At 62.4% G+C, this 22,331-nt stretch carries 18 protein-coding genes and 1 pseudogene; 14 read left to right on the top strand and 5 right to left on the bottom strand.

What is annotated here, in order from left to right:
• Nucleotides 1–63: 63 nt before the first annotated feature.
• Entirely contained in the window at nt 64–747 is a 684-nt protein-coding gene (locus tag FNL14_RS11645) for a GntR family transcriptional regulator (RefSeq protein WP_142060186.1), read from the bottom strand.
• Nucleotides 748–1,239: 492 nt separating this feature from the next.
• Here FNL14_RS11645 and FNL14_RS23815 point away from each other — a divergent pair, with 492 nt between their 5' ends.
• Together FNL14_RS23815 and FNL14_RS11635 are read left to right on the top strand one after the other, a co-directional pair.
• Complete coding sequence (locus tag FNL14_RS23815) at nt 1,240–1,479, top strand: NAD(P)-dependent oxidoreductase (protein ID WP_142060184.1); 240 nt, start codon at nt 1,240–1,242, stop codon at nt 1,477–1,479.
• A gap of 691 nt (nt 1,480–2,170) precedes the next feature.
• Nucleotides 2,171–2,986 (top strand): IclR family transcriptional regulator, encoded by an 816-nt coding sequence (locus FNL14_RS11635; protein WP_142060182.1) that lies wholly within the window; start codon nt 2,171–2,173, stop codon nt 2,984–2,986.
• Here FNL14_RS11635 and FNL14_RS11630 read toward each other — a convergent pair.
• From FNL14_RS11630 to FNL14_RS11615, 4 genes are all read right to left on the bottom strand, one after another.
• A complete protein-coding gene (locus tag FNL14_RS11630) occupies nt 2,973–3,899 on the bottom strand; it encodes a hydroxymethylglutaryl-CoA lyase (RefSeq protein WP_142060180.1) in 927 nt (308 codons plus the stop codon). The genes FNL14_RS11635 and FNL14_RS11630 overlap by 14 nt on opposite strands.
• Entirely contained in the window at nt 3,896–5,140 is a 1,245-nt protein-coding gene (locus FNL14_RS11625) for a CaiB/BaiF CoA-transferase family protein (protein ID WP_142060178.1), read from the bottom strand. The genes FNL14_RS11630 and FNL14_RS11625 overlap by 4 nt, the downstream gene beginning before the upstream one ends.
• 879 nt (nt 5,141–6,019) lie before the next feature.
• Entirely contained in the window at nt 6,020–9,061 is a 3,042-nt protein-coding gene (locus FNL14_RS11620) for a glycoside hydrolase family 2 TIM barrel-domain containing protein (RefSeq protein ID WP_142060176.1), read from the bottom strand.
• A gap of 334 nt (nt 9,062–9,395) precedes the next feature.
• Nucleotides 9,396–10,406: a LacI family DNA-binding transcriptional regulator gene (locus FNL14_RS11615; RefSeq protein ID WP_142060174.1), complete on the bottom strand. Its 1,011-nt coding sequence runs from the start codon at nt 10,404–10,406 to the stop codon at nt 9,396–9,398.
• A 108-nt stretch (nt 10,407–10,514) separates the two neighbouring features.
• On the opposite strand from FNL14_RS11615, the gene FNL14_RS11610 reads away from it, so the two are divergent.
• The 12 genes and pseudogenes from FNL14_RS11610 to FNL14_RS11560 all read left to right on the top strand — a co-directional run bounded on the left by FNL14_RS11610 (nt 10,515) and on the right by FNL14_RS11560 (nt 22,292).
• Nucleotides 10,515–11,441, top strand: coding sequence for a family 43 glycosylhydrolase (locus FNL14_RS11610; protein WP_142060173.1), 927 nt, complete (start codon nt 10,515–10,517; stop codon nt 11,439–11,441).
• 19 nt (nt 11,442–11,460) lie between these two features.
• Nucleotides 11,461–12,732, top strand: a complete 1,272-nt coding sequence (locus FNL14_RS11605) for an ABC transporter substrate-binding protein (RefSeq protein ID WP_142060170.1) — start codon at nt 11,461–11,463, stop codon at nt 12,730–12,732.
• Nucleotides 12,733–12,798: 66 nt separating this feature from the next.
• A complete protein-coding gene (locus FNL14_RS11600) occupies nt 12,799–13,755 on the top strand; it encodes a carbohydrate ABC transporter permease (RefSeq protein ID WP_142060168.1) in 957 nt (318 codons plus the stop codon).
• The gene (locus tag FNL14_RS11595) at nt 13,752–14,570 is read left to right on the top strand and encodes a carbohydrate ABC transporter permease (protein ID WP_142060166.1); all 819 of its coding nucleotides are present in this window, start codon (nt 13,752–13,754) and stop codon (nt 14,568–14,570) included. Before FNL14_RS11600 ends, FNL14_RS11595 begins: the two co-directional genes overlap by 4 nt.
• Nucleotides 14,567–15,532: a glycoside hydrolase family 43 protein gene (locus FNL14_RS11590; RefSeq protein ID WP_142060164.1), complete on the top strand. Its 966-nt coding sequence runs from the start codon at nt 14,567–14,569 to the stop codon at nt 15,530–15,532. The genes FNL14_RS11595 and FNL14_RS11590 overlap by 4 nt, the downstream gene beginning before the upstream one ends.
• 124 nt (nt 15,533–15,656) lie before the next feature.
• A pseudogene (gene araB, locus FNL14_RS11585) lies at nt 15,657–17,380 on the top strand (ribulokinase).
• The gene (locus FNL14_RS11580) at nt 17,377–18,072 is read left to right on the top strand and encodes an L-ribulose-5-phosphate 4-epimerase (RefSeq protein ID WP_142060162.1); all 696 of its coding nucleotides are present in this window, start codon (nt 17,377–17,379) and stop codon (nt 18,070–18,072) included. Before araB ends, FNL14_RS11580 begins: the two are co-directional and overlap by 4 nt.
• A 33-nt stretch (nt 18,073–18,105) precedes the next feature.
• Nucleotides 18,106–19,623, top strand: a complete 1,518-nt coding sequence (gene araA / locus FNL14_RS11575; protein WP_142060160.1) for an L-arabinose isomerase — start codon at nt 18,106–18,108, stop codon at nt 19,621–19,623.
• On the top strand, nt 19,620–19,940 hold the full coding sequence (locus tag FNL14_RS23810; RefSeq protein WP_370455852.1) for a hypothetical protein: 321 nt from the start codon (nt 19,620–19,622) through the stop codon (nt 19,938–19,940). The genes araA and FNL14_RS23810 overlap by 4 nt, the downstream gene beginning before the upstream one ends.
• Nucleotides 19,889–20,521: a hypothetical protein gene (locus FNL14_RS11570; RefSeq protein ID WP_370455851.1), complete on the top strand. Its 633-nt coding sequence runs from the start codon at nt 19,889–19,891 to the stop codon at nt 20,519–20,521. Before FNL14_RS23810 ends, FNL14_RS11570 begins: the two co-directional genes overlap by 52 nt.
• Before the next feature lie 266 nt (nt 20,522–20,787).
• The gene (locus tag FNL14_RS23805) at nt 20,788–21,045 is read left to right on the top strand and encodes a substrate-binding domain-containing protein (protein ID WP_370455854.1); all 258 of its coding nucleotides are present in this window, start codon (nt 20,788–20,790) and stop codon (nt 21,043–21,045) included.
• A 107-nt stretch (nt 21,046–21,152) separates the two neighbouring features.
• Entirely contained in the window at nt 21,153–22,292 is a 1,140-nt protein-coding gene (locus tag FNL14_RS11560) for an IS30 family transposase (RefSeq protein WP_370455853.1), read from the top strand.
• Nucleotides 22,293–22,331: the final 39 nt, after the last annotated feature.

Genomic DNA, 22,331 nt, shown 5'->3' with positions numbered 1-22,331 from the left:
CCGCACCGCAATCGGAGGACAACCACCCATCAGCCGGTTACCTAACCTGCCTGGGCAGTATAGCTAGGCGGTGTTTGCTTCAAGGGATGGCACCTGGGCTTGGCTCGATTGTTCATGCTGTTCGAGGTGCTCCAAAACGTTCCCCAGGCTGTTCCGCAGGTGAACAGCAGTGGCCTGGCATGCCAAAGTTTCATCCTGAGCGAGAATGGCCTCTACGATCATCAGGTGCTCCGCCGTCGCCGCCTTCAACCTAACGGGGTTGTGGTGCGCAATCCTCCTGATTCGAGCGAAATGCCCTCGAATGTCACGCAACGTGTTGGCGAGTTGATAGTTGCTGGCAGCTTCGTCAATGGCAAGGTCCAAGGCGCCGGCCAAGAAGTACGGGCGATCAGGATCGATTAAGACATCAGGGTCCGGGCCGGACTGAAAATCCTGACGCAGCTTCTCGAATACCTCCGCGTTTCGCCGCCGGGCTGCAAGGCGTGCAGACTGCATTTCCAGCGCTTCGCGGAGTTCAAAGAGCTCGATGATGGTCTTTTTCGAAAGAGGGGAGACGGTCAAAGTCCTCCCGGCGCCGGCGGTGACGAGGCCTTCAGCGACAAGCCGCGAGAGTGCTTCGCGTACAGGGGTTCGGGACACTCCGATACGCGCCGCCGTTTCCACTTCGCCCAGCGGGGCTCCCGGTTCAAGCTTCCACTGGATGATTTCGTCTTTTAGAGCTTGATAAGCTACTTCACCTGCACGCATGCCGCCATTGTATACACTCGTTGCCTCTGCGTCTCTGCGAGAGTGGGAGCCCGGCGCTTTTTAGGAATGTGACCGCTCGGTTCCATCGCTGCATCCCCGACCGTCTCTGCGGTCAGCTCGGTCGCGGCGCCGGTCATCGAGGATCCTTCCTCAACACAAGGGATCCAGCTGCGCGAACATCATCCCTACGCCCTGCACGAAGTTTTCTGTGGAGTGGGGCGAGGTCGCCTATTGAACGCCCTGCTTGAACGGGGAGCATCTGGACTTGCGGAAGTATCCGGACTCCGGCGGCGGTCATTTGTATCTTCATCACGGAAGGAACCTTTCGTTAGGACTGTAGAACTGTCCGATTTGTCCCACATCGGCAAAACCGGAGAACCGACCACCCGATCCTGGAAGTCAAAGGACGTAACCGGGATGGCGAACTCAGCAGGTGAACGTTCCGGTTCCCGGTAGTGACTGAGGAGACCGCCCGAGACCTGCTGAAAGAAGGTGACGTGCTCATTTCGCTGGTCCCGGCAAGCACTCACACGGATAAATTGTTCAACGGCCGCTTGTTCGCCCGCCCTGGCCAAGGGCGCGATAGTCCTTAACGTCCGCCACGGCTCAACGGTTGACGAAGCAGCGCTCATCTCAGCCCTGGAAACAAAGCACCCCAGGGTAGCAGGCATCGACGTCGCCCAAAATGAACCTCTGCCCGCTGACTCACCTTGTGAACCACAGAGAACCTGATCAGCGGTGCGGACTTGGAAACGTCGTCGAGAGAAGCGTCCCCTGAGCACGCCAACCTGGCAAAGGGGACTGTATGCCCTGACCTTCTTCTGGTTGCTCGCCCTCCCCACCGCGGGGTCTCAGCCCCGCCCAAGAGACGGATTTCGGTGGGGGATGTTCTCAGAGAGGACGGAAAAGGCAGCTTCTCCTTATTGAGGGCGGAACCGGTTGCCGGCCCGTTGGTTTTGAAGCAGCCTGCCTGGGTCATCTCGTGGGTAGCGTGAAGTTGTGGCATGGTGCATGTCGTATCTCGTAGCCCGAAGCTTTGTCTATTAGGGTTCTGTCCTTCATGCCTTCCTGGGCGGGCCAGGCGATGGTTCCGTCCGCTGTGGCGGCCTCGATACGGCCACTCGGAAAAGTGCGCCATTGAAGCGGGCTTCAACTTCCACCCCGGCTAATTTTGCCCATTCGTAAAACGGGTACGAAGCCAAGGTCCGACTTGTGGAGTGTCCGTCATGACTGTGGGACTTAGGATTCAGATGCAGACATCCGAAGAGGACGGCTGCCGTGGGCTTCTTGGCTGATTTGTCTAATACGGTCTGTCTCGTCGAGGTCAGGCCGAATTGGCCGGACCTGCGGCGCATTCCGCCAGGTACGGCCTGGTTTCTTGGCGCTGGGCCTTGCTGGCGGGGGGTCGCCATAGAATTAAGGCATGGCAGCCGACAACTTCCAGGGACCGCCACCTCTTCTGGTTCTGGCGAAAATAAGTGACATCTTGGATTCCTTCTCGTTGACCCGTTCTGAGCTGACGCTGGCTCAGATACGGGAGTCAACTGGCCTTCCCACCTCTACGGTCCAGCGGTTGGTGGGCAACCTTGTGGCTCATGGGTTTATTGACAGAGTTGATGACAGGTACAGAGTCGGTGTGAAAATGTCCTTTTGGGCGGCCGCGGCATCGCATGGAGTCGAGCTGATTGAAATCATCAAACCGGTCCTTCAGGAGCTCCGGGATCGGTTGGGCGAGACGGTCTGCTTCTTTCAGACGTCGATGGAGTACAGGGTGTGCGTCGCCATGGCTGAAACGCGTCATATGATCCGCCGTGATATGGCTGTGGGCCGGATCTTGCCCTTGCATGCGGGATCGGCAGGCAGGGTTCTGCTGGCGTGGGACCCCGAGGCTGCCACCAGGGTGCTGTCGACGCGCTTGGACCAGCTTACTGACAGCACCATCACGGACAGGGAGTCGCTAAAGGCGGCGATCAAGCAGACGAGTGCTGACGGGTACGCCCTCACCACGGGGGAACGCGAGTCTGGTGCGAGCGGCTTGTCCGCGCCGGTGTTCAATCCACAGGCGGACCTTGTTGGTGCACTGACCATCATGGGTCCCACGCTTCGGATGCCCCTGGAGGTATGCGAGCAGTGGGTGGGTGACCTGCTGGAGGGGGCAGAACGCATAACCCGGATGATCGGTGGGCGCTTGCCATCGACAAGCGCCCTTCCTCATGCCCTGAAGGTCAACTCGACATAACCCATCGGAACGCCGCTGCTTTGGAGCGGGCTCCCAGCGCTGACTTGGAGCGGTTGTCCTCGTGAAGTTCGCTGGTAATTGATTCGCCCAGCCGGACGAGGTCAGCAAAGTTTTCCGGGTTCAGCCAGTTCGGGCGAAGTCCGAACAGCAAGTCTTCGGTAGAAGTATTTCCTGAGGCGCCGGGAGCGAATGGGCAGCCACCAAGTCCGCCGAGTGCCCCGTCGATAGTGGTGGCCCCGGCGTCCAGGGCCGCTATCGCGTTGGCGACACCCATGCCCCATGTGTCGTGTCCATGAAAGACTACGCCCCGGTCAGCGACCGCCGCCTTTACCTTCCCTATCAGGGCGTTCACTTGCTCTGGGACGGCGTGGCCCAGGGTGTCGCAGATGACGACATCGCTGACGCCATTGCCTCTGGGGTCTTCCACTAGCTTCAGTACCCGGCCCGGGTCGATGTCGCCTTCAAAGGGACAGGTGAATGAGGTAGCCAGACAGAGTTGGAGGGTTGCGCCGGCTTCGCGGGCGTACTTGAGGGCCTGGGGTAGGGCCGCCATGCTTTCTTCCGTGGGCCGGCCGATGTTGGCTTGGTTATGGGCGTCCGAAACGCTGAGGCAGTACTGCATGTTCACCGCTCCGGCGGCCGCGGCCTTCTCCACGTGGCGGGGTGTTGCCACCCAGATCCAGCACTTTTCCAGTTCTTCGGCAGTCAGTGCGTTGATGAGCTCCAGCGTGTTTGCCATCGGCGGTACCAGGTCCGGCCGGGCCATTGACCCAATTTCAATGGCCGGAACTCCTGCTGCCAGTAACGACCGGACGATGGATGCTTTTCGTTCGGTGGAGAGCACGCCGCCGGTGAGCTGCAGCCCGTCCCGTAGGGTGACGTCCCTGAGCCGAAAGTCGCTTCTGGTGTTCATACTGTGTCCATTTCCATTTTGCCTATGAGCGAGTCCGCCTGCTCCGCGGTTTTTCCGAGCACCCGTTCCAGGACCTCCTTAGTGTCTGCGCCGAGGTCCGGGCCGAGATTTCGGATCGTCAGCGATTTCCCGCCAATCACCGGAATGATCCCGGGAAACGCAACATTAGGGATCGTCTTTTCTCCGGTTGAAACGTCAAACCTCTGCACCATGTCCCTTGCGGCGTACTGGTCATCGGCGATGATGTCGGCTGCGGTGTAGATAGGGCCCGCCGGCACATCGGCGGCATCGAGGACGACAAGGGCCTCCTTTGTTGTGAAGCCCTGGGCCCACTCCCCGATGGCTTGGTCCAGTTCGTCGCGCCGTTCCCATCGATCTGCGTTGGTTTGAAGTCCTGGGTCGTTGCCCAGGTCAGGACGGCCGATGACGTCCATGAAGCGCTTGAATATGGAATCACCGTTGCCCGCGACGACGATGCTCCCGTCGATGCACAGATACGCGTTCGAGGGGGCTATCCCTTCCATCCGTCCACCGGTGCGCTGGCGTTGAATGCCGAAAGCCGTGTGGTCGGGAATCAGGGACTCTGTAACCGAGAGCATGGCTTCATTCAGGGCGATGTCCATTATCCGATGGTCCAGGGGTATCGGTGTTTTGCCGCGCTTGACCTCGCGTTCAAAGAGCGACATGACCGACCCAAACGCCGCGTACAACCCGGCGATGGTGTCGCCGATGGAAACACCCACCCGGACCGGCGGCCGGTCGGGGTCGCCGACAAGTTCCCGGAAGCCCCCGAAGGCCTCGGCGACTGCAGCGAAGCCAGGACGGGAAGCCATCGGCCCGGTCTGACCAAAAGCGGAAATCCGGGTCAGGATCAGGTCAGGGTTCGCTTCGTGTAACACCTCCGGTCCCAGGCCCCACTTTTCCAAGGTACCGGGGCGGAAGTTCTCCAACACGACATCCGAGACTGCGGCCAGTTCCAAGACAAGCTGGCGTCCTTCCTGGGTCCGCAGATCGATCACCACTGATTTCTTGTTCCGGTTGATGGTTCGGTAAAGCATCGAAGTGTTGCCCGCGTATAGCCGCCAGTTTCGGAGTTCATCGCCGGTACGGGGGCGCTCAACCTTGATGACTTCCGCCCCGAAATCGGCCAGCATACGCCCTGCTGTGGGTGCGGCGATGTAGTTGCCCAGTTCCAGAACGCGGACCCCCTGAAGCGGGGCCACGGCGCTGTTGATAGTCATTGCTTGTGTTCCTTCTTAGATGAAGATGCTGAGAACGAGGGTGACGACGGATTCCACGGGACGCCATAAGCGCAACTCTTCGGTGTTCCGCGGGCTGTTGGCCGAGCACGGATTGCAGCGGCCAGAATGTGTCGGCGTGGGGTAAATCGGAGTATTACAATATGAGCACGAACTCATGATATGAGTCAATGGCGGGGAGTGAGAGGCAGTCTTCACTTCACTGGGTGGGTTTGTACCAGGGCAGCAGGTGGTCTTCGCGCGTACCGAACTCGGCCCACCGCAATCCTCCCGAAAGCGCTAGCCTCAAGAAGCCAAAGTTGACACGAAACCGTCTGGGACGCGCCGAAGGTAGGAGAACTTCCCCGTGTGATGCCCGGAGAGATGGGCTTGTCGGGAGCAGCGACAGACCCCAAACGCTCTCGCCCTCATATGGCTGCCCCTGTGACGGCATCGCCACTGGGGCAGCCATATGAAGGAAATGCGAGTTCCACCGCAAGCACCCACATCTTGGCATGTCCTGTTCGGAAAGGGGCACACCCGAACCTGACGCCAAAGGCGTCTGACGTGGGAGGACAAGGCCTGCGGGCGGAGCTTTCCTTTGTTCTTCGACGCGGCGACCCAGTCACCACCCGTGACATAGCTTCCTGTTGCGCAAATCGACTTCGCCAGGTCCAGATTTACTGGGCGGTTTCGACTATTCCAGGTGTCCCTAGCTCCATTTCCGACCCCTCCGGGTGTCAGGGTGGGATCTGAGAACATTAAGAGCCACTGTCAGTAAAATGGAATTCCGCACTATTGTGACGCCCCGCACGCAGGTGGGGACAAAGCCAACCAGTTCACCGCTATTGACCCGGGGTCAGCGGGGGTATTTACGGGTCTTCACTGGTCGTTTTGGGTGTTATGCACTCTTAGGGTCAATGTGAAGTCGGCTTCCCGTGGCTTGAGTTGGTACGGCTCCAGGACGCCGGGGCCGCACGCGGCGGTTCCTACTCCCCGGAGGGCATGGTCGAGATACAGGTAGGTCCTGCCGTCCGCTTTCAGGTCCGGCCGGTGTGCTGCCGTGTCGAGAGCCTTCAGCCCGTAGGGGCGTACTGTCAAAGCGAAAGGATCACCGGAGATTTCCAGCGTGCTGCCGGCAATCTCGAGGGCAGCCGAGCGCGTGCCGGAGCGTGCGCCGCATTCCTGTGGCCGTGCGTAGTCCACGTCCATGTCTGCCAAAGACCGCGAAAACCAGCCCGTCCGCGTCCCTTGCCCGCTATCCGGGTAGCTCTGGTGGGGGCCTTGGCCGAACCAGCTCACGGTCGACGTCTCCTCAGAGAGCACGAGTTCAAGTCCTATCCGCGCCCATTCAATGCCACGGCCGTGGCTGACCCATTCGCCGTCAGGCCGAACCTGCGTCCGGAGTGCAGCCTTTTCGCCGTCACTGGACCATGTGTAGTCCACAAAAACCCCGTACTGCTTGTCGGCAGCACTCACCCGTGTACGCACCGTCAAGGATTCTCCGCCTTCCAGGTTCCCGTCCGCGCTGATGCCCAGCAGGCGGGCATGGAGTAGGTTGAGCCTGGCGTCCGTCCACTGTGTGGCAACCGGGCGATCATCGGTGCCGCCCCATTCCAGGCCGAGGTCGTTATCCGTGGGCGGCCACCACAATGCAAGGCCCATCTTCTCCACGGGCACTCCACCAATGGAGGTGGGCATACCCGTGAGCCGGCTGAACACGACAGGCCCTAAACGCAGTTCGACGTCCTGGATGCTAACCGGCGCAACCGGCCGGGGCAGAGCTGCACTCCGCAGCCCACGAACCGCCTGTCCCCACGCAATCTCATGCCCGGCTGCAGCCCACGACGAGTCCGTGGCGAGAACGGCCCTTACGGTGAGCACCGCAGTCTCGCCGTCCGGCAGTTCCGATGCCAGGCAAGCGACGCTCTTGGGAAGCCGGGCAGCTGCTTCGTCAGAAGGCGCCACGGGTGCGACCTCCACGGAGCCAGTCTCCAGAGTCGCACTGCCTGTCTCGACCATGTAGCGGAAGCTGTAGGCGCCCGTGTCCGCGAAGTCCTGGCCGTTTCGTACGGTGAAGCCGGACCAGTCAGCGGCTACCGTGATGCGCAGAGGTTCGATGACTTTCTTGAAGTCCAAAAGGGCCGGCCTCGGGTTGCGGTCCGCGTCCACCAGACCATCGGTGACGAAGTTGCCGTCGTGGACTTCCTCGCCGAAGTCCCCACCATAGGCGTAGTACTCTCCGCCGTCGGGCGAAGTGACGGTGATGCCGTGTTCCAGCCATTCCCAGACGAAGCCGCCCATTAGGCGGGGGTACTGTTCGAAGAGCTCCTGGTACTCGCTCATTCCTCCCGGCCCGTTGCCCATCGCGTGCACATACTCGCAGAGCACGAAAGGCATGGCACGGCGGCGGGCGTCCAAGTCAGCGTTTTCCAATGGCGGCTCGATCCCCTGCCCGATCAGTGCTGTTTCCGCCTGGCTGGCGTACATGCGGGAGTAGACGTCAACGTGCGCCGAAGACCAATCTCCCTCGTAGTGGATGGGACGTGACGGGTCGCGGTCCTTGGTCCAGCGCGACATGGCGGCCAGGTTCCTGCCCGTGCCCGCCTCGTTGCCGAGTGACCACATGACCACTGCCGGGTGGTTCTTGTCCCGCTCAACGGTTCGGCGCATGCGGTCCAGCAGCGCGGCTTCCCATCGGGGATCATCGCTAGGGTTCTGGGCCCAGCCCGCGCTCTCAAAGCCATGAGTTTCCAGGTCGCACTCAAGCACTACGTAGAAGCCCAGCTGGTCCGCAAGCGCCAGGAACTCGGGGTGCGGCGGGTAATGTGACGTGCGGATGGCGTTGATGTTGTGCTGCTTCATCAGCCGCAACTCAGCCTCCACCACATCCTTGGGAACCACCCGGCCAAGGCGGGGATGGTGCTCGTGGCGGTTGACGCCGCGCAGCAGGATCCGCCGCCCATTGACCTTGAACCGCGCGTCTTCGATGGCGATGCTGCGGAAGCCAATCTGGAGTGTCACGGCCTCCCCCGGAGTGCTGACGGCTGCCTCGTAAAGCCTGGGCACCTCAGCGGACCACGGCTCGACGGCGGGCAGGCGCGCCTCGGTGCCTGCGGGCAGTTCCAGGTTCAGTTCCGGAACACGGACGACGGCGTCAATCGCCTGTCCGCCCCGGCTCACCTCCACCCGAAGGACGCCTCCGCCGGTGCGGTGATCGTAATCCGCGTGCACAAAAACATCATCAATGCCGCCGGCAGGCCGCGCCTGCAGGGTAACGTCACGGAAGATCCCGGGGAGCCACCACATGTCCTGGTCCTCCACGTAACTTGCGGCCGAGAACTGGGCGACGCGCACGGCCAGCGTATTCGTGCCCTGCTTTAGGACTCCTGAAACGTCGAATTCGTGGGTAAGCCTGCTGCCGCGCGTCGTTCCCAGCTCCACTCCGTTCAACCACACGGTTCCGGCGGATTCGATCCCATCGAACCGCAACAGCGCGTGCGGAAGAAATTCGGGCCCGGCTTCAAACACCACCACATGGTCCCCGATGGGGTTCGCCTCGGGAACGTGCGGAGGTTCCACGGCGAAGGGGAACTGGACGTTCGTGTACGCGGGCGCCCCATGACCGTGCATGGACCAGTTGGACGGAACCGGCAGGCTCTCGAACCCGTTCAGATCCTTTCCCAGCTGCCATCCGTCCTCAGGTGCCCTCCGGATTCCCGGGCTGAGGCGGAACTGCCACTCCCCATTGAGCGACAGCCGTGGCGCGTCACTGTCCAGGCAGGCACGTGCAGGCAGAGTGCCGGAACCAGGCTCCAAAGTGCACAGCTGCCGCACGCCCTCAGCGCCAAGTTCAAGGCAACTGGCGGGCGAAGCTGCTGCCAGCCTGATGCCATCCGGGGTGGAGGGGGACTGAAGTTGCATGGCTTCCTTTGCTTTCGTGGGGTTTACCGGAAGGATGCAGGCGGCGCTGCGCCTTTCGAGGCTTGCACGTGTAGGCTCACGTTCTGCTGCTGTTGCTGCCTTAGGTTTGCGTAGCTTATTCCGGTTTGCGATGCCACGGTCGCGGGATCGCACGGAGGTGACGCACGGCAATAAACAGCCATCCGCAGCCCTCGCAAACCCTTGACAGGAGTGGCTTGGATCACCCAGTATATGTATCGATACAAGTTTCGGCAACGCTCGTCAGCGCGGACGGAGGTGAAAGATGCAGCAGCTTCAAGGGATGTCCCGGGAATCATTTCCGTACGCCCTCCCATCACTGCCCGGCGGTGGATTCCCGGTCAACAATGCGGAAGGAACTCATGAATTCCGTAGGCTCCCCTTTAGGCGAGTCGCCGGCAATTCGCTGCACGAGCAGCTTCACTGCGATGCGGGCCATTTCCGCGCTGTCCGGGTCCACGGTGGAGAGAGTGGGAGTGCTGTACTGGCCATCGACCAGGTTGTCGAAGCCGATGACTTTGACGTCTTCCGGGACGCGGAGTTTGGCCTCGTGGAGGGCGCGGAGAGCACCAAGGGCTACGGTGTCAGTGGCGCAGAACAGCCCATCGAACTGGGTGCCGGAGTCGATGAGGCGGTTGACGGCTTCGTGTCCGCCTCTCAATGTGAATTCTTTGATGGTTATGTGCAGTGCCGGGTCGTTTTCGATCCCTGCGGCTGCCAGTGCCTGCTGGTAGCCGGCGTATCGGAGCGAGGACGCGTCGGGGTCGGGTCCCATAGGGCCCATGACGGCGGCGATCCTGCGGCAGCCGCGTTCGATCAGATGCCCGGTGGCTGCGTCCGCTCCCTCGACATTGGCCATCGCAACGTGGTCCACGGGACCGGAGAAAATGCGTTCGCCGAGGATCACGATCGGGAAGTCAACGCGCAGCATGTTGGCATCGCTGGCGCTCAGGCCCACAGTGCTGAGGATCAGTCCGTCGTACATCCGGTTGCGGGACAGTGCCAGGGCACTGATTTCGTTTTCTTTGCTGCGGCCGGTCTGTTCGACCAGGACGCGGAGATTGTGCGCGGCAGCTTCCTCGATAACGCGCGCGGCGAACTGTCCCCAGTAGGGGCGGTCGAATTCCGCGACCGCAAGCCCGATGGTGAAGGTCCGGCCAGCGCGCAGATTCCGGGCGGCATGGTTGACGCGGTAGTCCAGCTCCTCCATCGCCTTGACCACTTTGGCACGGGTGCTGCTCTTCACGTGGGGGTGGTCGTTGAGGACATTCGAGACGGTCATTGGCGAAACGCCGGCGGCCTTGGCCACATCCTGGATGGTTGCCATCGTCTTCCTTCTTCCCGCCGCAATCCAGCCTGTCTTCCGATCAGCGTACGCCAAACACTTGTATCGATCCACAAGCGTTGTATCGATAAATATCATAAGGAGAATCTTTTGAGCCATTTCGATGGGGACCCTGCCGTCCCGGCCCTGATTGAGGGCTATTACGCGGACCCGCACCTATGCGTCTTCGACGGCAGGTACTTTCTGTACCCCACGACCGACGGCAGCAGTGAATGGGGGGCCACGTCCTTCCGGGCGTTTTCTTCCCCGGACCTGATCAACTGGACCGATCATGGGATCGTTTTCTCGTTGCCTGACCACACGCAGTGGGCAGCGGCACATGCGTGGGCTCCCGCCGTCGCGGAACGGGACGGGCGCTACTACCTCTACTACACCGCGGAGCAGGAGAACATCGGCGTGGCCGTGGCCTCGTCCCCGACCGGGCCGTTTGTGGACCTGGGAAAGCCGCTGATTGCGGAGGGGGCTTTCCCCGGCCGGGCCATCGATCCGAACATTTTCATCAACGATGATGGCGCCGCCTACCTTTGCTGGGGCAACAGCGTGGCCCATATCGTGCCCCTGAACGAGGACATGGTCTCCTTCAAACCTTCCGGCGTGGTGTCCTGGATCCCCACCGGCTTCCGCGAGGCGGTCAACCTCCACCGGAGGGGGGATGTCTACTACCTCTCCTGGTCTGAGAACGACACCCGCGACGAGGACTATCGGGTCCGCTATGCCACCTCCACAAGCCCGTTCGGCCCATGGACCGACCGGGGGGTCCTCCTGGAGAAGGATCCCCGGCGGGGTATCCGGGCAACCGGGCACCACTCCATCGTGAGGATCCCGCACACTGACGAATGGCTTATCGCCTACCACCGCTTTGCCATACCCGGCGGGACCGGTTACCGCCGGGAACTGGCAATCGATCCGTTGGTCCACACCGACGACGGCCTGCTCCAAAAGGTCATTCCCTCCCGCGAACCCATCGTGAGGGACCTGGCCGCCTATCGCACTCAATCCGAAAACGCATCAAAATAGCACTAGAAAGGCACCTGCCATGTTTCACCACACAAACAGCCCGCAGCACCGTCGCAAAACCTCCCTGCGCCTGACCGTCCTCGGCGCAGTGGTCGCAGCCGCGACCGCACTGACGGGGTGCGGGTCCTCCGGGGGTTCCGGCTCGGACAACACGGTCAGCTTTTACTCCTGGGACAACGAGGCAAGCATGAAGCCGGTCCTGGACGAGTTCAAGAAACAGAACCCCTCGATTGACCTAAAGGTCTCCTACGGCACCCCGGTCCAGGGATACATCTCCACCCTGCAGACCCGCATCAACAGCGGAACTGCGGCCGACGTTTTCATCATCACCGCCGAGAACAAGACTGAAATCATGGATGGCGGGTTCGCCAAGGACCTCAGCGGTGAGCCCTGGATCGGCAACATCGCTGATGCCGCCAAGGCCACCTACACCAAAGACGGAAAGGTGTACGGCGCGGCAACCGCCTCCTGGGGCGGCGGCATCCTTTACAACAAGGACCTCCTGGCCAAGGTCGGGTTCACCAGACCGCCACAGACCTGGGATGACTTCCTTGCCCTGTGCAAGAAGCTCAAGGACGCCGGCATCACCCCGTTCTACGAGCCGGCGGACACCATCCCGGTGAGCCTGGCCGCCCTCGTTGGGCTCCAGAACGAAGCCAGCGGAGGCACGATGGATGCCGATATTTGGGCCGGGAAGACCTCCTTCGCTAAAACCTGGATGGAGCCGCTGAAGGACTGGTCCGAGCTGTTCAAGCAGGATCTCGTCTCGCCTTCCGTGGCCGGCCTGACCGGGGACCAGATCACCTCCGAGTTCCAGCGGGGCTCCGTGGCGATGATCAGCACCGGCTCGTGGGCACTGGGCAGCATCCAGAAGGCCGCGCCGGACATGAAGCTGGAGTTCATGCCGGTCCCCGGTGACTCCGGCACGTACTGGGCGGGAGCGGTCTCACCCGGATACGCGGTCAACGCCAAGGCCAAGAACCCTGACGCGGCCGAAAAGCTCGTGGAGTTCCTCCAGAGCAAGACCGGCGTGGAGCTCTACCAGAAGCAGAACGCCGCGATCACCACCACAAAAAATTTCACTCCCGAGCTCGACCCTGCACTCTCCTCGATGGTGCCGGCAGTGCGCGATGGCAAGTTCTACCTTCCCCAGGTCACTTGGCCCACGAACTCAGCGGCCCTGAACAGCGAGACCGTCTCCCTGCTCCAGCAGCTCATCCAGGGCCAGACCACTCCGGAAAAGGTCGCATCGGCACTTGACGCGAAGCTGGCGTCGCTCCAAGGCAAGTAGCACTCCGAAGGGCCGGCGGCGGCAGCCCCGCCGTCGGCCCCTCTTCCCCAGAAAGGCAGCTTTACCTTGGCACTCTCCACAACCCCCGAACTGCAGCCACTGCAGCCGCAAACGAGCAGCAACAGGACGCTTACCCGGAAAGGGCCGCACCGGCTCTCCGTCACCTCGTGGGTCTTCATGGCCCCCATCGCAGTGGTCTTCGTGGTGCTCTACGTGATTCCGATGTCCCAGTCGCTGTACTACAGCTTCACCGACTTCGACGGCTACGTCAGCAACCCCGAGTTCGTTGGCTTCGACAACTATGCCGAGCTCTTTAAGGACCCGTCGATGCTCTCGGCGCTTGGTTACACCATCTTCTACGCGGTCTCCACCACCATCCTGGTCACGGTGACGGCCATCCCCCTGGCGCTGACCCTGAACCGGAAGTTCTTCGGCCGCAACCTCGTCCGCTCGGCGTTCTTCTTTCCCGCTGTTCCCAGCGTCGCCATCCTGGGCCTGGTGTGGGGCTTTATCCTGAATCCCCTAGGCTCCGGCGTCCTGAACAGCATCATCCACTCGCTCACTGGACTCGGTCCCATCCCGTGGCTCTCCGACAGCACGCTCGCCCAACTCTCCACGGTGGCTGTGACCATCTGGGCGCTCACGGGCTGGCACGCGGTGCTGTATCTGGCGTATCTGCAGGCGATCCCCGCCGACTACTACGAAGTCTCCAAGATCGACGGCGCCAGCAGCTGGCAGAGCTTCCGCTACATCACGCTTCCCCTGCTGATCCCGGCCATGGCCGTCAGTCAGCTGCTGCTGATGACCAACGGGCTGAAAGTCTTCGACCTGCCGTTCACCCTCACCCGCGGCGGCCCGGGCTTCTCCACCAGGACCCTGACCCAGTCCCTGATCGAGGACGGCATCGCCCAGTCACGGGTCGGGGCTGCATCAGCCCTCGCCGTCCTCTTCCTGATCGTCGTCGGCCTCGTCGTGCTGGGCCAGATGGCCCTCTCGAACGCACTGCAAAGGAAATTCTCATGACCAAGACCCGGCACACCCTGACGTCCGTGCTCATGATCGCGCTTGCCGGCCTCATGAGCGTCCCTTTCTATTACATCGTCGTCAACACGTTCAAGACCCAGGAGGAGACCACCAACAGTCCGCTGGCGCTTCCCACAACCTGGGTCCTGGACAATTACATCAAGGTCTTCGAAGGCACCCAGATCCTCCAAAGCCTGATGAACACGGTGTACGTCACGGCCATCTCGATCTTTCTGATGCTCGCCATCGGATCACTCGCCGCGTTCGGCCAGATCACCGGCCGCAGCCGGACCTCCCAGATCATCGGGGCAGTCCTCATCGCCGCGTTCATCATCCCCGGCCAGGCCACCCTCGTCCCGCTGTACCGGATGCTCGTCGGCGTCCGCCTGGTGGACTCCCTCGAAGGGCTGATCGTGATCTACACCTGCGGCTCCATCTTCTGCTATTACCTCATCCTCGGCTACATGCGGACCATCCCGGCAGAGATCCTCGAGGCCGCCAGAATCGACGGGGCCGGGCCTTTCCGCATCTACTGGATGATCGTCCTGCCCCTCATCCGGCCCATCCTGGTCACCGTCGGGGTATTCCAGACCATGTGGGTCTGGAACGACTTCATCACGCCGAACGTGTTCATCAGCTCCGAAGAGAAACAAACCCTGGTCCTGCAGGTCTACTCCGCCGTGGGTCAGTTCACCACCGACTGGCCGTCCTTCATGACCCTGACCGTCATCGTCCTGCTCCCGATGGTCGTCTTCTTCGTCTTCATGCAGCGGCACATCGTCAGCGGCCTCGTCAGCGGAAGCGTCAAGGGATGACCGAAGACCCGGCCGGCTACCTCTTCGCCTACTTCACGTCCGCCGCTGAGGCCGACGGGGAGCAGGTACATTTCGCCCTCAGCACCGGCCCCCACCCGCTGGAATGGCAGGTCCTCAACGGAGGCCAGCCGGTCCTGCACTCCGCCGTCGGCGAGCTGGGCGTCAGGGACCCGTTCCTGCTCCGCGCGGCCGGCCTGCCCGGTGAGATCGCCCGGTACTACCTCCTGGCCACCGACCTCTGCATCGCCAAAAGGAACCCGGCAACAGCCTGGGAGGACTGCATCCGGGCAGGCAGCCGTTCCATCATGGTCTGGGAAAGCACAGACCTGGTCTCCTGGACCGACCCGCGGCTCGTGGAAGTCGCCCCGCCGGATGCGGGCAACGCCTGGGCACCCGAAGCAGCCTACGATCCCGAAAGCGGGACCTACCTGGTCTACTGGGCCTCCACGCTCAACCCGGGTTCGGGTGACGGAGGCTCGCACCACCGGATGCTCTGCTCCAACACCACCGACTTCAGAACTTTCACACCTGCACGCGTCTGGATCGATCGAGGATGGTCAGTCATCGACTCCACCGTCGTCCAGGCAGACGGCTACTTTTACCGCTTCAGCAAAGACGAGCTCTCCGCCGATTCATCATCCCCCGACGCCAAATTCATAACCACCGAGCGCTCCGACACCCTGGACAGCACGCACTACACCGTCATCGCCACCGGGATCGGCAAGAACGACCTCGCGCACGGCGAGGGGCCCATTATCGTCCGCGGACCAGAACGCAATCAATGGTTCCTCTTCATTGACGAGTTCGGCCTACGCCGGTACACCGCCTTCACCAGCGACTCGCTCGACTCCAACACCTGGACCCCAGTAGAAGCAGTCATGCCCCCAGGAGCCAGCCACGGCTCCATCCTCGCTCTCACCGCCGAGGAATACTCCCAACTCGAACCCCTGACGGACAGGTAAGCCCACGCCGGCTGAGTTTACGCCGCAGTTCCCTCGACCTTCAGTGTCAGCGCTAACAAGCGCCGCCGCTGGATCCTTCCACTACCCACTCAGCCAGATCCGCAATCCACCAGATGGAGACATCATGAACACTTTTGAAAGTCGTCCGCTCGACCAGCAGTTCGTCCTTGGCGTGGACTTCGGCACACTGTCCGGCCGCGCACTAGTAGTGCGTGTCTCAGACGGCGCCGAAATGGGCAGCGGAGTTTTCGAATACCCCCATGCGGTGATTACCAGCGCCCTGCCCAGTGACGACGGCGTCCGGCTTCCAGGGGAATGGGCCCTCCAGGTGCCTAACGACTACCGGGACGTCCTGCGCAACGCGGTCCCCGCCGCCATCGCGGACGCGGGCATCGACCCCGCTGCCGTCGTCGGGATCGCCACTGACTTCACGGCCTGCACCATGGTGCGGTGAAGGCTGATGGCACGCCGTTGAACGAAGTGGACGGCTTCGCGAACCGGCCGCACGCCTATGTAAAGCTGTGGCGCCACCACGCGGCGCAGCCGCAGGCTGACCGGATCAACCAGCTGGCCGCAGAGCGCGGCGAGGACTGGTTGCCGCGTTATGGCGGGCTGATTTCCTCTGAGTGGGAATTCGCCAAGGGCCTGCAGCTCCTCGAGGAGGATCCGGAAGCCTACGCTGCGATGGATCACTGGGTGGAGGCCGCCGACTGGATCGTCTGGCAGTTGTGTGGACGCTACGTCCGGAACGCGTGCACGGCCGGGTACAAGGGGATTTACCAGGATGGCCGCTACCCGTCGGAGGATTTCCTGGCCGCCCTGAACCCGGACTTCAAGGATTTTGTCAGCGCCAAGTTGGAGCACGCTATCGGCCGGCTCGGCGACGCGGCCGGGTATCTCACTGCTGAAGCCGCGGCGTGGACGGGCCTGCCTGAAGGCATTGCCGTGGCAGTGGGCAATGTGGACGCCCACGTCACCGCGCCCGCCGCGCGGGCCGTTGACCCGGGCCAGCTGGTGGCGATCATGGGCACCTCCACCTGCCATGTGATGAACGGAACCGAACTCCGCGAAGTTCCCGGGATGTGCGGGGTGGTGGACGGGGGCATCGTGGACGGCCTCTGGGGCTATGAAGCCGGACAATCCGGCGTGGGTGATATCTTCGGCTGGTTTACCGAGAACGGTGTGCCGCCTGAATACCACCGGGCCGCTGCCGCGAATGGGCTGGGCATCCACGAATACCTCACCGAACTGGCCTCCCGGCAAGCCATCGGGGAGCACGGCCTGATTGCGTTGGACTGGCATTCCGGCAATCGCTCGGTGCTGGTGGACCACGAACTGTCCGGCATCGTGGTGGGCCAGACCCTCGCCACCAGGCCCGAGGACACCTACCGGGCGTTGCTGGAAGCCACCGCCTTCGGCACCCGCACCATCGTGGACGCATTCCGGAACTCCGGAGTGCCGGTGAAGGAATTCATCGTGGCCGGCGGGCTGCTGAAGAACAAACTCCTGATGCAGATCTACGCGGACGTCACCGGGCTCCAGCTGTCCACCATCGGCTCCGCTCAAGGCCCGGCCCTCGGCTCGGCGATCCACGCCGCCGTAGCCGCCGGAAAGTACGCCGACATCCGTGAAGCCGCCGCCGCCATGGGCTCCGAACCCGGTGACGTCTACACCCCCATTCCGGAAAACGTCGCCGCCTACGAGGAACTCTTCCAGGAATACCGCACCCTGCACGACTACTTCGGCCGCGGCACCAACAACGTGATGCATCGGCTCAAATCCATCCAGCGGAGAGCAGCCGGTTCGCTCCTGGCTTCCGGCGCGGCTGCCGCGGAGGTGTTCGCATGAGTTCCGAAATCCTCGGGATCATTGCCCGGATCCGCGAAGAGGTCTGCGCCCTGCACGCTGAGCTGACCCGGTATGAGTTGGTGGTGTGGACCGCGGGGAACGTTTCGGCCCGCGTTCCGGGCCGTGAGTTGATGGTCATCAAGCCCTCGGGCGTTTCCTACGATGACCTCACACCGGAACAGATGGTGGTCACGGACCTTTACGGGGTGCCCGTGGACAGTGACGGGGAAGGTGAGTGGGGCAATCCGCTGCTGTCGCCGTCGTCGGACACTGCCGCGCACGCCTATGTGTACCGGAACATGCGCGACGTCGGCGGGATGGTACACACGCACTCCACCTACGCCACGGCGTGGGCAGCCCGGGGCGAGTCGATCCCGTGTGTCCTGACCATGATGAGCGATGAATTCGGCGGTTCCATCCCGGTAGGGCCGTTCGCGCTGATCGGTGACGATTCGATCGGCCAGGGCATCGTCGAGACGCTGAAGAACTCGAATTCCCCGGCCGTGCTCATGCAGAACCACGGCCCGTTCACCATCGGCAAGGACGCCAGATCCGCGGTCAAAGCCGCGGTGATGTGCGAGGAAGTGGCCCGAACTGTCCATGTCTCCCGGCAGCTCGGTGAGCCGCTGCCCATCGACCAGGGCCACATCGAATCCCTCTACGCCCGTTACCAGAACGTCTACGGCCAGTAATTCCGGGCCCCACTACTTTTCCAGGAGAAACCCATGAGCACCGCAGCACACACTTCCCTTGACGGCTTTGAGGTCTGGTTCCTCACCGGAAGCCAGCACCTTTACGGCGAGGATGTACTTAAGCAGGTGGCCGCGCAGTCCCAGGAGATCGCCAACCAGCTCAACGCTTCGTCGTCAGTTCCGGTCCGGGTCGTCTGGAAGCCGGTCCTGACCGATTCGGACGCCATCCGCCGCACCGCGCTGGAGGCCAACTCCAACGATGCCGTCATCGGCGTCACCGCGTGGATGCACACCTTCAGCCCGGCGAAGATGTGGATCCAGGGCCTGGATCTGCTTCGCAAGCCGCTGCTGCACCTGCACACCCAGGCCAACGTTGAGCTGCCCTGGGCGGACATCGACTTCGACTTCATGAACCTGAACCAGGCCGCCCACGGCGACCGCGAGTTCGGCTACATCCAGTCCCGGCTCGGCATCACGCGGAAGACGGTGGTGGGGCACGTCTCCAACCCCGAGGTGACCCGCCAGGTCGGTTCCTGGCAGCGCGCTGCGGCCGGCTGGGCCGCCGTGCGCACCCTCAAGTTGACCCGCTTCGGCGACAACATGCGCAACGTCGCCGTCACCGAGGGCGACAAGACCGAGGCCGAGCTGCGCTTCGGCGTCGCAGTCAACACCTGGTCCGTCAACGAGCTCGCCGACGCCGTGCACGGCGCCACGGAGGCCGACGTCGACACGCTCGTTGCCGAGTACGAGGACCTTTATGACGTGGTTCCGGAACTCCGCGCAGGCGCGGCCCGGCACGATTCACTCCGCTACGGCGCCCGGATTGAACTCGGGCTGCGGTCCTTCTTGGAAGCCAACGGCTCCGCAGCCTTCACCACCTCCTTTGAGGACCTCGGCGCGCTTCGCCAGCTGCCGGGCCTGGCCGTCCAGCGGCTGATGGCCGCCGGCTACGGCTTCGGCGCCGAAGGCGACTGGAAAACCGCCATCCTGGTCCGCGCCGCCAAGGTCATGGGCGCCGGCCTGCCCGGCGGCGCATCCCTGATGGAGGACTACACCTACCACCTGGCACCGGGGTCGGAGAAGATCCTCGGCGCACACATGCTCGAGGTCTGCCCCTCCCTGACCGCCACGAAACCGCGCCTGGAGATCCACCCGCTGGGCATCGGCGGCAAGGAAGACCCCGTCCGCCTGGTGTTCGACGCCGACGCCTCCGCCGGCGTCGTCGTCGCCCTGTCCGACATGCGCGACCGCTTCCGCCTGGTGGCCAACGCCGTTGTCGTGCCCCTGGACCAGCCCCTGCCCAACCTGCCCGTCGCCCGTGCCCTCTGGCAGCCCAAACCGGACTTTGCCACCTCCGCCGCGGCCTGGCTCACCGCCGGCGCCGCGCACCACACTGTGCTCTCTACCCAGGTGGGCATGGACGTGTTCGAGGACTTCGCCGAGATCGCCAAGACCGAGCTGCTGACCATCGACGAAAACACCACCATCCGCCAGTTCAAGAAGGACCTGAACTGGAACGCCGCCTACTACAAATTGGCTGGCGGGCTGTGAGCGAGTACCGGCTGAGGTTCGGCGACTACGCCGCAGTTGTTACGGCACAGGCCTGTGCCCTGCGGGAGCTGCGGCACCGGGGCCGGGACCTCATCGTTCCGTTCCCGGAGGGCGGTCCCATCCGTGATTACCGCGGAATCATCGCTGCCCCCTGGCCCAACAGAATTGCAAACGGCAGGTACGTCTTTGACGGAGCCACGCATGATCTTCCCGTCAACGAGCCTGAACGTGGCCGCGCCCTGCACGGTCTGGCCTTCCCCCAGGAATGGACGCTTCTGGCACAAGACCGGAACTCAGTAACGTGTCTGTGGCAATAGGCCAAACTGAAGGCTACCCTCACGCGCTCCAGATCGACGTCGAGTACGTCCTGTCCGACAAGGGTTTGCGTAGCCGGGTAACTGCCCGGAATACCGGAAAAACTACGGCGCCGTACGGAGTATGTCCGCACCCTTACTTAATCGCGGGCGAGTCACCTCTCGACGAGTGGTCTCTGAAGATCCCGGCCCGGTCATTCCTCGAGGTCACGTCCGACCGGCTGCTGCCGAAGAAGGTTCGAAGCGTCGAGGACCATGAATTCGACTTCCGCACCGGCCGCGTCATCGGTGCCACCGAGATCGATCACGCATTCACCGACATAGCGTTCGACGAGACTGGACATGCGCGCTTGGAACTTCAGGATCCCATCGGGACAGGTGTCGGAATGACATGGGACCGATCCTGCCAGTGGCTCCAAATCCACACAGCTGACAAAGCAGCGCCGGCTGCGAACCCAATCGGCCTTGCGGTGGAGCCTATGACCTGCCCTCCCGACGCCTTCAACAGCGCGGTTAGTTTGCTGCGACTGGAGCCAGGAGAGGATCACGAGGCCTCTTGGAGTATCTACGCCGCAGGCGACTGACCTTGCTTTCGTTTTCGTTTGATAGTTGTGAGGAACAAATGAATCGTTGCTCTTCAGCCTCGAGCTTGCGGGACCGCGGGATTGGATGGACGGAGAAGTCCGCGCACAGGGCTGGAGGACGGCCCTGCAGGCCGCCGACCTAACTGCTGATTTTCTTGTCGAGGCCGACTGGAGTGCGGATAGTGGTTACGAAATTGGCAAGAAACTGGTCTCCACCGCCCCGTTACAGCACTGTTCGTGGGAAATGACCAGATGCGTTAGGTCTCCTGTGCGCCTTTGGCGAAGCCGGTATCCCGGTCCCCGAGGATATTTCGGTAGTCGGTTCCGACGATCAGCCCGAGTCCCGGTACTTCACACCGCCCCTTACGGCAGTGCGGCAGGATTTCGAGGAGTTGGGACGGGGCTGTATGGATGTCATGCTGAGTGCGATTAAGGACGGCAAAAGGCCCCGAGCAGCTGTCAGCGATGGTCGAAAAGTGAGCCATTTCGCGGGCTTGGCGTCTAGTGGTCGTTGCAACACCTGAGCTTGTAGGAGTTGCAATTGGCAGAGATGAAAAGAGCAAGAAAGTCCCGGGGCGCCCCTCCAAAGAACGCTGCACGGGCTCACTATGATCAGCTGATGAAACAGGGAATGGGCAATTCTGAGGCCTGCCGCATTGTGGGAATCAGCCGTAGTTCGGGGACGCGATGGCGGCATGGCCACTCGGTTGTCCTGAAGTCCGGAGACATCAAAAAGGTTGCTCCCATCTCGCATCAGAGGCCGGTCGTTATCTCCGCCCGGTTTCTCTCGGAGTTGGAACGGATCACGATTGCAGACCTCCTGCATGCCGGGCGGAGCATTCGCGCTATCGCCACAGAGCTCGGGCGTAGTCCATCGACAGTGAGCCGGGAAATCCGCCGGAACGTTCACGAGCCCTCCGGTAACTACCGTCCTCGCACGGCTCAGCGTAGTGCCGAGCGTCGACGGAGCCGCCAGCGGACCGGGAAGATCGCATCCAATTCTGTGCTGCGGGAGTTCGTGCGCGAACACCTGAAACAGCGCTGGAGTCCGCGTCAGATCAGCAATCGCCTGCGCGCTGTTTTTCCTGGACAACCCGATATGCACGTTGTGCCGGAGACTATCTATCAGGCCCTGTATGGGCGCGGAAGCCTGGAATTGGCCTTGGATCCTGCAGTCTCTCTGCGCACCGGACGGACCGGTCGCCGGCCGCGTCGTCGGAAGGAACACCGGACCAGGCGCTTCCCGGACATGGTCATGATCCGGGATCGGCCGGCAGAAGCCATCGGCAGGTTAGTACCAGGGCATTGGGAAGGGGATTTAATCATTGGAAAGGGAGGCCGTTCTGCCATCGGCACGCTGGTCGAACGGACCACGCGCTTCATCATCCTGGTGCACCTGGCGGGTAACCGCGGAGCTGAGAATCTGCGCGATCGACTGGCCGAAGCGATGATGCCGCTCCCAGCCCATCTACGCCGTTCTCTTACCTGGGATCAGGGCACTGAGATGGCCTGCCACCAGGATTTCACCCGGCAAACACTCATCCCTGTGTACTTCTGCGACCCCGCCAGTCCGTGGCAACGCGGCTCGAACGAGAACACCAATGGCCTGCTTCGCCAATACTTTCCGAAAGGAACAGATCTCGGCGTCCACACTCGCGAACACCTGGCTGTGGTCGCCGCCGAACTCAATCAGCGACCACGTGAAATCCTCGGATGGCGTAGCCCCTTGGAGCACCTGACTAGACTGGTCTCACCTTCGACCGAACCATAATTTGTTGCAACGACCGCTGAACTCCGCCGGGCTGAAAAG

The sequence above is a fragment of the Pseudarthrobacter sp. B4EP4b genome (assembly GCF_006680095.1).
Classification (GTDB): domain Bacteria; phylum Actinomycetota; class Actinomycetes; order Actinomycetales; family Micrococcaceae; genus Arthrobacter.
This window is presented reverse-complemented; position numbering and strand designations above follow the sequence as displayed.